Source organism: Corallococcus praedator (assembly GCF_003612125.1).
In the GTDB taxonomy this organism is placed as follows: Bacteria; Myxococcota; Myxococcia; order Myxococcales; family Myxococcaceae; genus Corallococcus; species Corallococcus praedator.
In genome coordinates, this window is record NZ_RAWI01000057.1 from 1 (window position 1) to 13,336 (window position 13,336).

10 protein-coding genes and 1 pseudogene are annotated in these 13,336 nt (G+C 70.1%); 2 read left to right on the forward strand and 9 right to left on the reverse strand.

Annotated elements, in window-relative coordinates; genetic code table 11:
- Positions 1–541 (reverse strand): annotated as a pseudogene (locus D7Y13_RS10350) (hypothetical protein); the annotation flags it as partial.
- Between the two features lie 699 nt (positions 542–1,240).
- On the opposite strand from D7Y13_RS10350, the gene D7Y13_RS10360 reads away from it, so the two are divergent.
- Positions 1,241–2,272 carry a serine hydrolase domain-containing protein gene (locus tag D7Y13_RS10360; protein WP_120583705.1) on the forward strand — a complete coding sequence of 344 codons (1,032 nt, stop codon included), beginning with the start codon at positions 1,241–1,243 and terminating at the stop codon, positions 2,270–2,272.
- A gap of 100 nt (positions 2,273–2,372) precedes the next feature.
- Here the strand turns inward: D7Y13_RS10360 and D7Y13_RS10365 are convergent, their stop codons facing one another.
- From D7Y13_RS10365 to D7Y13_RS10390, 6 genes are all read right to left on the reverse strand, one after another.
- Positions 2,373–4,097 carry a hypothetical protein gene (locus D7Y13_RS10365; protein ID WP_147444298.1) on the reverse strand — a complete coding sequence of 575 codons (1,725 nt, stop codon included), beginning with the start codon at positions 4,095–4,097 and terminating at the stop codon, positions 2,373–2,375.
- A gap of 254 nt (positions 4,098–4,351) precedes the next feature.
- Positions 4,352–4,858, reverse strand: coding sequence for an SgcJ/EcaC family oxidoreductase (locus tag D7Y13_RS10370; RefSeq protein ID WP_120533313.1), 507 nt, complete (start codon positions 4,856–4,858; stop codon positions 4,352–4,354).
- A gap of 75 nt (positions 4,859–4,933) precedes the next feature.
- Positions 4,934–5,449 (reverse strand): hypothetical protein, encoded by a 516-nt coding sequence (locus D7Y13_RS10375; protein WP_120533314.1) that lies wholly within the window; start codon positions 5,447–5,449, stop codon positions 4,934–4,936.
- Between the two features lie 49 nt (positions 5,450–5,498).
- Positions 5,499–6,470, reverse strand: a complete 972-nt coding sequence (locus D7Y13_RS10380) for a HEAT repeat domain-containing protein (RefSeq protein WP_233595553.1) — start codon at positions 6,468–6,470, stop codon at positions 5,499–5,501.
- A gap of 40 nt (positions 6,471–6,510) precedes the next feature.
- Positions 6,511–7,731 (reverse strand): hypothetical protein, encoded by a 1,221-nt coding sequence (locus tag D7Y13_RS10385; protein WP_120583708.1) that lies wholly within the window; start codon positions 7,729–7,731, stop codon positions 6,511–6,513.
- A 137-nt stretch (positions 7,732–7,868) separates the two neighbouring features.
- Positions 7,869–8,414, reverse strand: a complete 546-nt coding sequence (locus D7Y13_RS10390; protein WP_233595554.1) for a DUF2378 family protein — start codon at positions 8,412–8,414, stop codon at positions 7,869–7,871.
- A gap of 192 nt (positions 8,415–8,606) precedes the next feature.
- Between D7Y13_RS10390 and D7Y13_RS10395 the strand changes: the two genes are divergently transcribed.
- The gene (locus tag D7Y13_RS10395; RefSeq protein WP_120583710.1) at positions 8,607–10,433 is read left to right on the forward strand and encodes a fibronectin type III domain-containing protein; all 1,827 of its coding nucleotides are present in this window, start codon (positions 8,607–8,609) and stop codon (positions 10,431–10,433) included.
- Between the two features lie 69 nt (positions 10,434–10,502).
- Here D7Y13_RS10395 and D7Y13_RS10400 read toward each other — a convergent pair whose 3' ends face one another.
- Complete coding sequence (locus tag D7Y13_RS10400; RefSeq protein WP_120533319.1) at positions 10,503–12,011, reverse strand: hypothetical protein; 1,509 nt, start codon at positions 12,009–12,011, stop codon at positions 10,503–10,505.
- Between the two features lie 132 nt (positions 12,012–12,143).
- Positions 12,144–13,280, reverse strand: a complete 1,137-nt coding sequence (locus tag D7Y13_RS10405) for a hypothetical protein (protein ID WP_120533320.1) — start codon at positions 13,278–13,280, stop codon at positions 12,144–12,146.
- Between the last annotated feature and the right edge of the window lie 56 nt (positions 13,281–13,336).

Genomic DNA, 13,336 nt, shown 5'->3' on the forward strand with positions numbered 1-13,336 from the left:
GCTCGTAGAGGGCCAGCTCCGTGGAGGGGATGTGGCCGGCCTTCGCGGCGCGGTCCAGCAGGAGCCAGACGCTGGCGAGCAGCGCGTGCTCGTGGCCCGCGTCATAGGCCGCCAGGGGCACGGGGGTGCCGGGCATCCACTTGGACCACAGCAGGGGGAACTCGTCCTCGTCGCGCGTCTGGAGCGTCTTGCGCGCCTTGTAGAAGGCGACGCCCAGGTTCAGGTACGTGCGGGCCGCGTCGCGCGTCGCTTCGTCGGTGATGGGCTTGTCGGGCAGCTCGCGCGTTTCGGCCAGGGCCTTCCAGAGCAGGGCGACCTCCTCCGGGGCGCGGGGGTCGCCATCCGCGCGCAGGGTGAGCTTGAAGGCGCGGTAGGGGAGGATGGCGACGGAGTCGCGCATGCGCTCCTCGATGTCCGCGCGCTCCTTCGCGGCGCGCTCGGCATCGGTCGCCCGGCAGCCTCCGCACGCGGTGGCGCCCACCAGGAGGAGGGCGGCGAGGCGGTGGAGCAACGAGCGGTTTCGCGGGGCACGGTCCTTCATGGCCGCGACGGTAGCACCGGGCCCCGGGGCGTCCCATCCGTCCCGGATGCGTTCCTCGGCGGGCTGCGATGTGCCAGCCTGGGAGGCGCCAGAAGACCGTGACGAAGGCAGGATGGATGAGCGCACCCGACGAAGTGACTGGAGCCGTGTCCGCCGCGGAGACCCTGGGCCTGACGCGCCGGGGCCATCTTGGCGCGATGATGTCTGGCTTCCTGCTCGATGCACTGCTCGGTGAGGCCCGGGCCGCGCCGCCCTCCCGGCGTATCTCGCCGGGCCGCTGGGTGAGGTCTCGACCATGTGCTCGGAGCGCGACAACATCCACTGGTTCGTGCCCCAGGGCGGCCCGGCGACGACCTTCGATGTGATCATCTCGGGGCTGGACAAGAAGGAGCCGTCCTACCACCTCGATGCCATCGACCCGCTCGGGGGGCGCCGCCTCTCCGAGAACCTTTCGTCAGGGTGGGCGCGGCCCTTCTGGCTTCAGCGACGGGGTGGAAGGGCAGGCGGGCCGTGTCTGACGCCGGCACCCGCGCGACCTGACACGGCCACGGCGAAGCCCGGCAGGGGCGAACGCGGGCGACGTGTCGGGTGTGCGAGTCCTTCCAACAGGTGGACGCGGGCGCATGGAAACGCCTGACAGGGCGTGGTCCAGAGGGCTTGCGTCGCGGGGCAGGGGGCCCGTAAGAGCCGCACCACCCCATGCCGACCCCTTCCGAACTCCTCCAGGCCGAGACGCGGCGCTACCTGCGCGGGTATCGCTCCGCGGCCCTGTGCGCGGGCATCACCCTGCGGGGTGAGCACCACGTGCTGGGACTCAAGGGCAAGGGGACACCTCCGCCCACGGATGCGGTGTTCTGCCTGGGCGCGCTCACGGAGGTCTTCACGGCGGCGCTCGCCGCGGTGTTGGTGGAAGGGCAGCGATTGCAGCTCGACACGCCGCTCTCGGAGCTGATTCCCCGGGCCCTGCTGGTGGATGACGTCGCGGGCCGCATCACCGTGGAGCAGCTCGCGACGCACACCTCCGGCCTGCCGCACCTGCCGCCCAACCTGCATGCGGCGCCGCAGAACCCGGAGGATCCGTTTGGACATTACTCAGCGGGCCTGTTCGGGGAGTTCCTGCGCGGCTACCACCCGGAGCGTCCGTCGCCGCGACCGCATGCCGAGTCCTTCCTGGGCATGGGCGTGCTGGGCCATGCGCTCTCCCGGCGCGCGGGGCTGAACTACGGACACGCGCTGCGGGACCTGCTCTTCAAGCCGCTGGGGATGGTCGACACCACGGCGAGGGTTTCCGACGAGCTGGCCCCCAGGCTCTTGTCCGGGCACACCGCGCGCGGCAAGCCTGTACCGCCCTGGACGTTTCCCGCGCTCCCTGGCGCGGGTGCGCTGCACTCCACCGCGAGCGACCTGCTGCGTTTCCTGGACGCGAACCTGGGGCGGGGCGAGCCGTCCATCGTTCGCGCGCTGGCGATGACGCATGCGCCGCGCGTGGAGGCGGGGCCCGCGCGCATGGGATTGGGATGGACCGTCTCCCAGGTGCGTGGGCACACCGTGGTGTGGCGCTCGTCGGTGATGGGTGGGTCCGTGGGCTTCCTGGGCTTCGCGCCGGATGCGGACGCGGGCGTGGTGCTGCTGTCGGACCACGGCTGGTCGCTGTTCGCCGCGTTGCGCGGGCGCGTGCCGCTGGAAGCGCCGGGGCTGGCGATGCTCTCCGGTCTGCTGCCCCGTCCCTGAAGTCAGGGGAGGTGAGCCGGGTGGACGGCCTCCGGGCATGACCGTGTCTGGAATCCCAGACACGGCGGTTGCCTGTGTGACGGAGGCCTGTCGGTTCGTCTCAGGGAATGCTGAAGCGGTAGATCTGCACGGCCCCGGAAGGCTCCATCTCGAAGTCACGCACGTTCTTGGGGGAGCCGCGCTCGGTGCGCTGGGCGAGCTTGAAGTCGCCGTTGCCGTTGCGGGTCTGGAAGCGGAACTCGTATTGGCCCGGCTCGGTGGGCAGCGTGAGCGTGGCCATCTTCGACACCGACAGGTTGACGAAGCCCGGCAGGGGTTCGCCGTCCGCGCGGCGCACGAAGCCGATGGCGCGCAGGAAGGGCGAGCCCCCGGTGAGGACGAGGTACTGGGGCTCGGCGGCGGGGCGCGCGGGCTTCGCCGCTTCGGGTGCGGACGGAGCTTCGGTCTCGCTCGGCTCCGAAGGGGTGGGACGCGCGGCGGTCTTGCCCGCGCGCTTCGCCTTGGTGGAGGAGGGCGCGGTCGTCGACTCCTCGGGGCTTGCCGAGGGAGCGGTGGCTTCGGAAGCGGCGGCGATGGGCGCGGCCTCCTCCGAAGGGGTCGGGGATTCAGCACCGGGTCGCGGCGTCTGCTCCTCGGCCGGAGCGGATGCGCTGTCTTCAGACGCGGCCTTGCGCTTCGTCGCGCGGGCCTTGGGGGATGGCGCCGGGGCCGCGGCCTGGGGCTCGGTGTGCTCCGACGCGGCTTCACCGGTGGCGGGCTCCGCGCTGCTCGCCGGTGATGCTTCGGTCGCGGTGGCCTCCGTGGCGCTCGCGGGAGGCGTGGAGGGCGGGGGCGTCTCCAGTGCGCTGGAAGAGGGCACGTCGGCCGTGGCCACGGGGCTCGGGGGCGGTGCCTCGTCGGTGGCGGGAGCCGCTCCGGTGGTGCCCTTCTTCGTGGGGCGAGCACGGGTCGTCTCGGCCGGGACAGGCGTCGCGGCCTTCTCCTCCTCGCGCACCTGGAGGCCCTGAACGGTGATGTGTTCCGAAGTCGAATCGAGTGCCATCTCGGCCTGCTTCGCCTTCTTCGCCGCAGGCGTCTTCTCGGCCTGAGCCGCCGGCTTCGACTTCGTGGGCTGCGCACGAGTCGCCTCTACCGCCTTCGCGGGAGACGCCTCGGCTGACGGCACCTTCAGCTTCGACTTCGCCACGGGCGCGTCAGCGGGCCGCTCACCTGGCTTGGAGGCAAGCGCCTTCGAGGACTTCGCGGCAGGCGCCTTCGAGGGTGCGCCCTGCACCGATGCCGCAGCGGGCGTCTTCGTGGTCGGTGCCGACTTCGCCACAGGTGCCTTCGCGGGCTGAGCCCCAGGCTTCGACTTCGCGGCAGGTGCTTTTACGGGGGGCGCTGGCAACTTCGACTTCGTGGCAGGTGCCTTTACGGGGGGCGCTGGCAACTTCGACTTCGTGGCAGGTGCCTTCGTGGGCTGAGCCGCCAACTTCGACTTCGCCGCCGGTGTCTTCACGGGCTGCACCGTCGGCTTCGACTTCGCGGCGGGTGCCTTCGTGGTCAGTGCCGACTTCGTCGCAGGCGCCTTCGCGGGTGCGCCCTGCTTCGACTTCGCCACAGGGGCCCTCGCCGCCGGCTTCGTCTTCGCGACCACGGTGCCCCCGCGCGCGGGCGCGCCCTTCTTCGCGGGAGCGGCCGTCTTCGCCGTGCCCTTCTTCACCGCGACGGGAGCCTTGCCGGTGGCGGCCCGGCCCACGGGCTTCGCTGCGGCCTTGCCAGATGCACTGCGGGCGGTGGACTTGCCAGGGGATGCGGAACTGGGGGTCGGACGGCGCTGGGCCATGGATTCCTCTTCGGAGGACCCGAGCGGTCGGCGCCGTCGCCCCTCCGTTCCCGGATGGCTAGTGCAGCCCGGGCCGCATCGCAAGGCGCACGTGAGGCGTTCACGCACCTCCTGTCTTCCGGCCACCGCCACGCCCCTCAGCAAGGGGGCGGAGGAAGCACCCCCGCCGCCGCTCCCTGGCTCAAGAACCCTCACCGGGGCCAGGCGGCTCGCAGGGCCCGCGCCCGCCTGGAAACCTTCGCGTCGGAGGTGTCTCAGGGCCGGGGCGCCGGAGGGGGCTTCACGTCGGTGTTCTGCCCCGCGACGATGCGCCACCCCGTGTCGGTGCGCTTCATCACGTACCGCATCTGCGTGCGCAGCAGTCCCTCCTGGGTGTTCTGCACGCCCGGGGGCAGGCCCGTGTGGCCCGTCACCTCATGCACCGTGTCCACCACGGCGATGTCCGGGGTCGGGAACACGAGCCTGCGCACGGTCACCTCGGCGTGACTGGTCTTGAAGATGCTCGCGAAGATGGCCGCGTGGCGCGTCTCGATCTCCTCGCGGCCCTGGAACACGGTGCCCACGATGTTGACGAAGTCGGCGTCGTCCGCGAAGTCCTGCGTCCAGGCCTTCGCGTCGTGCGCGTTCCAGGCCTGGGTCTGCGCGCTCACCCTCTGGCGGATGTCCTGCTCGGCCCGGGCAGGGTCGACCGTCGCGCAGCCGGCGGACACGAATGACAGACTCAGGACCGCCAGGGCGGAAAGAATGGAAGAACGGGTCATGGCGGGCAGTCTGCCATGACCGGTCCTTCTCACGGCAACGGAGGCGCGGCCAGAAGACCGCGCCTCCCGGCGCGACTAGTCCAGCACGCCGACGGTCTCGGTGCGGTCCACGGCCTCGCCCTTGGTGGTGTAGCCGTTGTACCAGGACGTGTCGTTGGTGCCGGCCTTGTCCTGCTGGAGGTGGGCGTGGGGGCCGGTGGAGTTGCCGGTGGCGCCCTCGTTGCCGACCTGGCAGCGGTCGCACGTGCGGTCATAGGAGTCCGCCGTCTTGATGAAGTGCCACTGGCGGAACGTCCAGCCGCTGGCCCACACGTGCTTGGCCTCGTTCTGGGTACCGCTGCCAGTCCCGTTGCAGTAGACGCCCGAGGTGCGGACCGTCACGTTCCAGTAGACGGAGCCGACCACGCCGGTCTCCGCGCCCCAGTAGTTGCAACGGCCGCTGGAGATGTCCACGGCACCGTGGAAGCTGCCGCTCGAATAGTAGGTGGTGGCCGTCACCGTGCCGGGGAAGGGCGACTTCACCGTGTGGGCGCCAGCGATGAGGGGGAGGAGGGTCAGTGCCGCGAGGGACGCCTTCGTCATGTAACGCATCGGATGTTCCTTTCGGGCCGGACTCCCGGCCCTGGGGGGTGAGTGACCGCTACGGAGCCTGTTGCAGCCGCTGCTTCTCCCTCAGGAGCAGCTCCCACTCCTGAAGACCCGTGCCGAGCGCGCGAATCCACGCGTCGATTTCCGGTGCCATGCCCGGGTCGATGCCCCTGAGCCGTTGCAGCTCCGGCACCGCGCCCGCGAAACCCAGCTGGGCAATGCTCTGCACCAGCGCCTTGCGCACGCCCGCGTCCCGCTCGCCCCGGTACATGGACACCAGGGACTCGCGCGCCTGCCCCATCTGATCCGCCGGGACGCCGCCCAGCGCGAGCGCCGCCGACTGGCGCACCTCCGCGGAGTCGCTGCGCAGGAGGCCCTGGAGCCTGCCCGCCGCTTCCGCGCCCAGCTTCTCCGTGTTGAGGGTGCCCAGAATCTTCGCCGTCGCCTTGGGGTCGCGGGACGCCGCCGCCGCCGCCACGGCCGTGTCCGTCGCGGAGCCGAGCTGGCCCGCGTAGACGAACTGGTTGTCCTCCGAGAGGTTCGTCGCGGCCTCCATGCGCACCTCCGGTGACGCATCCCGCATCAGGCGCTCGTACAGGTCGCCCGTCTTCTCCAGCGCGCCGGTGCGCCGCATGGCGCGGACGGTGGCGGAGCGCACGGCCGGGTCGCGGTCCTCCAGCGCCCGCTTCGCCACGACCTGCATCGCGCCCACGTCCGCTTCCCGCTCGCTGCGGGCGACGAGCGCGGCCGCCAGGTGCTCCGCCATCGTCGGGTCCGTCTCCCGCTCGAACGCGGCCTGGAGCTCCGCGCCGGGCAGGGTGACGGCCGCTTCACGCAGGAGCTTGCGCAGGTAGCGCTGGTAGGCGGGGGACTTGGACGAGAGCCCCCGGCGGATCTGATCCATCAGGCCCGGCACCGAACAGGCTTCTCCCTCCAGCGCCGGAGGGGTGGACGCGGTCTGCGCGAAAGTTGTCAGGGGAAGCAGGGGGCCCAGCGCGAACGCCAGCCATCCCAGGGTGCTCATGCGGAAGGAAGACATGCGTGTCATTGGCGTTCCCGGAGACTCAGTCGTGGTGTTCCATGCACGCGAAGGGGTCCTGGTTGGGCAGGCTGTTCCACAGCCGCATGAAGTCCAGGACGCCGCTGGCATAGAGCTGCTCGAAGATGCGGTATTGCTCCTGGAAGCGCGGGTCGATGGCGGCCATCTTCGCCATCACCGGCAGCGCGTCCTTGCCCGCCACGCGCGCGGAGAAACGGAACAAGGCCCATCTGACGCACACGGAGGGCTCCGTCGGGAACGTCCGGGCGAACAGCGCCAGCACCTGCTCCTTGTCCTGGGACAGCGACAGGTTGTGCGCCGCCGCGTCCCGGCCGTCGTCGTTGCCCTCGCTGGTGAGGATGCGCGTGAAGCGCTCAGTGGAGGCCGCGTCCAGCACCGGCGCCGTGTGCATGGGCGTGGACTGCGCCAGGTAGCGGATGTCCTCGTCGGGGGAGTCCGTGGCGATGGTGAGCAGCCGGTCCAGATAGGGCGAGGCGTTGCCCGTCCGCGCGAAGTCCTTCTTCATCACGCGCGCGACCGTACGGGTGGCGGCCCAGCCGGCTTCCGCGGAGGCCGGATCCCTGGCGAACTCCGCCAGCTGGTCCAGGGCCGCCGGCTCCAGGCGCTTCTGCGTGTCCAGCGCGGAGAGCATGCCCGCGCGCCGCCCCGTCTCCAGCGTGGGGTCCAGGCCCGCGGCCATCAGCTGCGCGGCCACCTGCGGCTGCTGCACGGCCTCCGAGTCCCGCAGGGCCGACAGGTACACCTGGAACTCCTTGCCCTTGGCGTCGCGCGCCCACCCCACCACCTCCCGGGCGTGCCCCGCGTCATTGCCGATGAGCTCCGTCAGGCGCTCCTTCAGGTAGTCGCGGACGACGGCGTCCCGCGAGGCCAGCAGCGGCGCGGCCCAGTCGCGGAAGGTCGCCACCGTCACCTGGTCGTTGAAGCGCTCCAGGTCCCGCCAGCACGTCCCGGATTCGAACCGGCGGGGCGCCGCGTCCGCCTCCATCCCCTCCGTGGTGTCACCGCGCGCGCGGCCCGAGCCGCCCCGCGAGGCCGAGCCCTTGCGGGAGCCTTCCGTCGCGGCCGCGGGCGCGGAACCGCTGGCCTCGTCCCCCGAACCCCGGGAGAGCAGCGCCGCTCCGGCCAACAGGGCGACCAGTCCGAGTCCCGCCGCGAGCAGGGGCCTGCGCCAGCGCGGTGGGCCTTCTCCGGGAGACGCGGAGGGACGGGAGGAGTCTGGGGGCATGGCGGACCGGCCGGGGAGAAAGGGTCTATTTCCATTTAGACCTGGAATTCTCCGGCAGACCAGTACAAACCGACCAGAATGTATCTTTTTTTGAGATTACGAAAATGTGCCGCGGTGCGGTGGAGAGGGTCCCGGGCTCAGGGGTCCCAGCGCACGCGGTAGGAGCAGGCGTGACCGTCGAAGTCGAAGGGTTCGACGCGCGGGTGTTTCGCGCCGGCGCGGGTGAGGCCCGCTTCGATGATGCCCATCAGGTAGCCCGGGTTGCCGTTGCACTCGCTGACCTTGATGGTGTGGTTCGCGCGGCCGTGGGTGATGAGCTCGGTCTTCAGGTAGTTGTTCACGGTGGCGAAGCTCTCCTGCATGCGGGAGAGGACGCGGTCGGGACCGAAGATGGGCCACAGGGACACGAGCGCCTTGCCCAGCAGGGTGTGCTCCATGCCGGTGATGATGCCCACGCCGAGCTGCCGGTAGCCCTCCTGCGCGTCCACGTCCGGGTAGAGGTAGCGCGCGGTGATGCCCAGCGCTTCCGCGAAGACGCGGCGGGGCGTGTGGTGCGGAATCTTCACGTCCAGGTCCAGGCCGATGGCGCGCAGCTGATCCTTGAGCTCCGGCGTGAGGCGCTTGCCCACGGAGCGCAGGAAGAGCCCCTCGATGGCATGGCGGTAGACGATCTCTTCGCTCAACGCGGCACCCTTCCCACGCTTCCGTTGCTGGAAGTCCACGAGCATCCCTGGATTGGCCCTGCAATGCACTCGCGCGCGCGGTGCGTGCTGTCTTTGGAGCGGCGCCTGACGGAATTCGTCCAGGGTGTTTGACCCGTTTTACCGGGTCTCGTCCTCCCTCCCTGCGCACCCCCTCCTGGGAGGCTTCACCCCATGCATCCCCATTCCCCCTCGCGCGCGGCCCGTTCCGCGCGGATGGCCACCGCCGCGCTGCTCCTGATGCTGTTCCCCGCCCTGGCCGCCGCGGCGGACCGGGGGGCCTGGGCTCCGGGCGTCTCGTACGTCGTAGGCGACATCGCGTCCTATGGCGGCAAGGGCTACGACTGCCGGCAGTCCCACACGTCCCTGGTGGGCTGGGAGCCGCCCAACGTGCTCGCCCTGTGGCTGGAGCGCACCGGCACTCCACCCGCGGACACGCAGGCCCCCACCGCGCCCACGGGCCTGGGCTCTCCCTCCAAGACGTTCGACAGCGTGTCGCTGACGTGGGGCGCTTCGTCCGACAACGTGGGCGTCACCGGCTACGAAGTCTTCGTCAACGGCGGCGCCACCGCCTCGGCCACCAGCGCTTCCGCGAGCGCCACCGTGTCGGGCCTGGCGGCGAACACCACGTACACCTTCACCGTGAAGGCGCGCGACGCGGCGGGCAACCGTTCTGCGGCGAGCGCGGCGTTCAGCACCACCACGCCCACGCGGCCCCTGCCCGACACCCAGGCGCCCACCGCGCCCGGCTCCCTGCGCTCCACCGGCGTGACGTCCAGCAGCGTCGCCCTGGCGTTCAACGCGTCGTCCGACAACGTGGCCGTCACCGGCTATGAAATCTTCGTCAATGGCGCCACGACGCCCGCGACCACCAGCACCACGCTCGGCGCCACCGTGACGGGCCTCGCGGCCAACACCACCTACACGTTCACGGCGAAGGCGCGCGACGCGGCCGGCAATCGCTCCTCCGCCAGCAACAGCATCGCCGCCACGACGAACAACACCGCGCCCGTGGGCAGCAAGGTGCTGGTCGGCTACTGGCACAACTTCGACAACGGCTCCACCAACATCCGGCTGCGCGACATCTCCTCCAAGTTCAATGTCATCCAGGTCGCCTTCGCGGAGCCGGTGACGGGCGCGGGCTCCGGCACCATGGGCTTCACGCCGTACAACGCCACGGTCGCGGAGTTCAAGTCAGACATCGCCGCCCTCAAGGCGCAGGGCCGCAAGGTGCTCATCTCCCTGGGGGGCGCGAACGGCACCATCCACCTGGACGACGCGGCGGCGAAGCAGAACTTCGTCACCAGCATGCAGGGGCTCATCAACACGTATGGCTTTGACGGCCTGGACCTGGACCTGGAGGGCGCGTCCCTGGCGCTCAACGGCGGGGACACCGACTTCCGCAACCCCACCACGCCCCGCATCCAGAACCTCATCGCCGGCACCCGGCAACTGCTCAACGACAACGGCGCGGGCTTCCTGCTCACCATGGCGCCGGAGACCGCCTACGTGCAGGGCGGCTACGCGGCCTACGGCGGCCCGTGGGGCGCCTACCTGCCCGTCATCCACGCGCTGCGCGACCGGCTGACGTACCTGCACGTGCAGCACTACAACACCGGCACGGTGACGGCGCTGGACGGCCGCGCCTACGCGCAGGGCACGCCGGACTTCCACGTGGCCATGGCGGAGATGCTGCTCCAGGGCTTCCTCGTCGGTGGCAACGCGAGCGCTGTCTTCCCGGCGCTCCAGCCCTCGCAGGTCGTCATCGGCCTGCCGTCCTCACCGCAGGCCGCGGGCGGTGGCTACACGACGACCGCCAACGTGCAGAAGGCGTTGGACTACCTGATGAAGGGCCAGTCCTTCGGCGGCACCTACGTGCTGCGCCAGGCGGGCGGCTACCCGGGCTTCAAGGGGCTGATGACCTGGTCCATCAACTGGGACAAGTTCACCCACTTCGAGTTCTCCAACAGCCACCGCGCCTACCTGGACACGTATCAGTAGGCCGTGATGCAGCCCGCCCACCGGGTGCATGCCGGTGGGCGGGAGGCACGACGTCGGAGGCGCCCGGCGTCACTCCTGCTGCACGGCCGGCCCCGGTGGGCAGGTGAAGGTGGCCGGAACGGACCACAGCTGGCGCAGCCCGGTGTCATCAACGGCGGTGAAGAAGATGCGATTGCCCACGCGGGTAAACGAATCCGGCACGTAGACGCTCGCCAGTCTTCCGGTCGTCGCCACGCTGCCCCGCGTGAAATAGGGGAGGATGGACCCGGACCCCGCCGCGTTCGCGCCGAACAGGACCTGACCCGTGCCGGTGGCGAACACGGGCGACCAGTACTCGTCTCCCAGCGAGAGCGTGTCGTAGAGCTTGCGCGTCCCCGCGGCGGTTCCATTTGTCGCCCACAGCGACACGTTCACGGGCGAGGGGCCGGCGCTGCCGATGGCCATGGAGAAGTAGAGGTCACCTCCAGAGACGGTCGTGTTCTGCACGTAGGGGTACGCGTCCTCACCGGCGCCGTAGGGGTTGGGCAGGGTGGTGATGCCCGTCTTGCCCCCGCCGTTCAACGAGAGGCGGTCGATGCGCAGCCGCTTCGTCGTCGGATTGTCCAGGGAGTGCAGGTAGACAGACGAACCCAGCGTCCCGATGAGGCCCACGTACCTGCCGAACGAGTCCAGACGGAAGGTCCCCGTCTCGGTGCCATTCGTCCTCCACACCTCGTAGTTGGGGCCGTCCCGCAGGATGAACACCCCGGGGTCTCCCGTGCGGTTCACCTGCGCGATGTCGACGGGGCCCGAATCCAGTCTCTTGATGGCTGTGGTCCCGGCCAGCGTGCCATCGGTGCGCCACAGGGTGGTGCCCGTGCTCTGGCCGAAGGAGAAGAGCAACGCATTGCCCACCTTCAAGGTGTCGTAGTCGAGTCCGGAGAACGCGCTGAAGTTGCGCACCCGCAGCGTGCCGGCCGCCGTCCCGTCCGAGCGCCACAACTCCGGCAGCGCCTCTCCTCCCGGCACCGGCACGTAGCGGAAGAAGACCAGCCGGCCATTGATGTCGGTGGGACTGTATATCCAGGAGCGCTCGGGCCCCGGCGTGATGTCCTCGACCAGCCGGGTCCCGGCCTCCGTCCCATCGCTGACCCAGAGCTCGTTCCCGGTGGCCGTGCTGGAAATCTGGAAGAAGAGCCGGTTGCCCACCGCGACCAGGTCCGTCGGTTGGGAAAAGCCTTCGGGGACCGACGGAAACACCTTCACCGGGGAGGTGCCCGCCTCCGTACCATCGCTGCGCCACAAGATGGCGTCGCTGCCAAAGGTGGAGGTGACGAAGTAGAGCGTCCCCTGGACGTTGGTGAGCTCTCCCATGAAGCCCCCCAGGCCCGGGGTCATGATGTCCCTCACCCGAGACGCCACCCCTTCGGGGCACGCCTGCGCGGTCACCTGGCGGGAGTCTTCCTTCACGGTGGTCGCGGGTGCGGCCTCCGCCAACGGAAGCACGAACTCCCCTGACACTTCTTCACCCGGCGAACCGCCACACCCCATCCCCGCCAATCCCAACCACAGCAGGGAACCCCAATTCATTACACGCATGTCCTCTCCTTCCGGCCCGATGCGGCCAGAGGGTGGGGTGCAAGGCCTTGCTGTCCAAGGGGGACCCGGAGGAGGTGGGAGTGTTTTCAGCTCTTTCCTGGTTTTTTCCTCCGGGAGCGGACGGCGCGCCCGTCACTCAATCGTGGAGTTCGTCACCTCGATGGGCGTGTCCGAGTGATTCGATATCTGGGGATACGTCGCGTACCAGGAGCCACCCGTGTTGTTCTGGATGACGGAGCGGTCGATGCGGATGTCGCCCGAGTGGTCGTTGCTCACGAAGAAGATGGCGCTGCCGTGGGCGTTGACCTCGTTGTGTTCGATTCGCGTGCCGCAGAGGGACAGCGTCATCGTGTTGCCGTCGTTGTAGATGGCGCCGCCGCTGCCCCCGCCCGGAGTGCCCGGACCGGCGGGGTTCGCGCCGTTGCCGATGGCCCGGTTGTGGGAGAAGAGGCTGTTGATGACGGTCCACGACACGCCGATGCTGCTGATGCCGCCGCCGTTGGAGCAGACCCCGCCGTAGCCCTGCTTGCCGCCGAAGGTCGTGTTCACCACGTAGACGGGCCGCCCCTCGTACTGGCTGAACACCCGGAGGGCGCCGCCCCCGACGTCGGGTCCGACGTCCGCGCACGCGTTGTTGAAGAAGCGGGAGTTGATGACCTTCACCCGCCCCCCGCGCACCCAGACCGCCCCGCCTCCGTCGAACTCCGTCTCGCTCTTGGAGCTGGCGTCCACGAACGTGAGGTTCTGGAGCGTCAGCCGGGGGTGGTCCTGGTTCTGGCAGTGGGAGGTCGTCCACACCTGCTTCTGGTCGCAGGTGTTCATGTACAGGATGCGGTGCTTGCCCGCGCCGCTGAGCGTCACCAGGCCCTTGCCGTCGATGACGATGTCCGGCCCCTTGTCGTTGAAGACCTTGGCTGTCCTGTCGAGCGTGAGAGTGATTGGCTCTGGTCCGCAGTCGAAGGTGATGACGCCGCCCTTGGCCACGGCCTCGATGAAGGCCGCGCTGGTGCAGCTCGCCGGCGTTCCCGTTCCCACGACCGTGGTGGGCTTGGAGACGTCCGCGAGGCCCGCCTCGGCGGGCACGCTGCACGTGGCCTCCGCGTTCGGATTGCCGGCGGGTGGGCCGTCCTTGGGGTTGGTCAGCGGGTTGGGCACGTCCACGCCCGGCCCTTCATCGTCCGAACAGCCCGCCGCGCAGGCGAGCGCGAGCCCCACGACCAGCGAGCGCGCCGTGGTCGCGGGCCGCCCATGAAATCGCTTCGAGTTCATCCATCCTCCGGGAGGACGGCAGTCTAGGGCGGCGCCGCGCCCGAGACGAGCGGGCG

Bases quoted from the DNA above. Each gene is read 5' to 3' on its own strand.
- D7Y13_RS10360 (WP_120583705.1), top strand. From the start codon at position 1,241: ATGCCGACCCCTTCCGAACTCCTCCAGGCCGAGACGCGGCGCTACCTG.
- D7Y13_RS10365 (WP_147444298.1), bottom strand. From the start codon at position 4,097: ATGGCCCAGCGCCGTCCGACCCCCAGTTCCGCATCCCCTGGCAAGTCC.
- D7Y13_RS10370 (WP_120533313.1), bottom strand. From the start codon at position 4,858: ATGACCCGTTCTTCCATTCTTTCCGCCCTGGCGGTCCTGAGTCTGTCA.
- D7Y13_RS10375 (WP_120533314.1), bottom strand. From the start codon at position 5,449: ATGCGTTACATGACGAAGGCGTCCCTCGCGGCACTGACCCTCCTCCCC.
- D7Y13_RS10380 (WP_233595553.1), bottom strand. From the start codon at position 6,470: ATGAGCACCCTGGGATGGCTGGCGTTCGCGCTGGGCCCCCTGCTTCCC.
- D7Y13_RS10385 (WP_120583708.1), bottom strand. From the start codon at position 7,731: ATGCCCCCAGACTCCTCCCGTCCCTCCGCGTCTCCCGGAGAAGGCCCA.
- D7Y13_RS10395 (WP_120583710.1), top strand. From the start codon at position 8,607: ATGCATCCCCATTCCCCCTCGCGCGCGGCCCGTTCCGCGCGGATGGCC.
- D7Y13_RS10400 (WP_120533319.1), bottom strand. From the start codon at position 12,011: ATGCGTGTAATGAATTGGGGTTCCCTGCTGTGGTTGGGATTGGCGGGG.
- D7Y13_RS10405 (WP_120533320.1), bottom strand. From the start codon at position 13,280: ATGAACTCGAAGCGATTTCATGGGCGGCCCGCGACCACGGCGCGCTCG.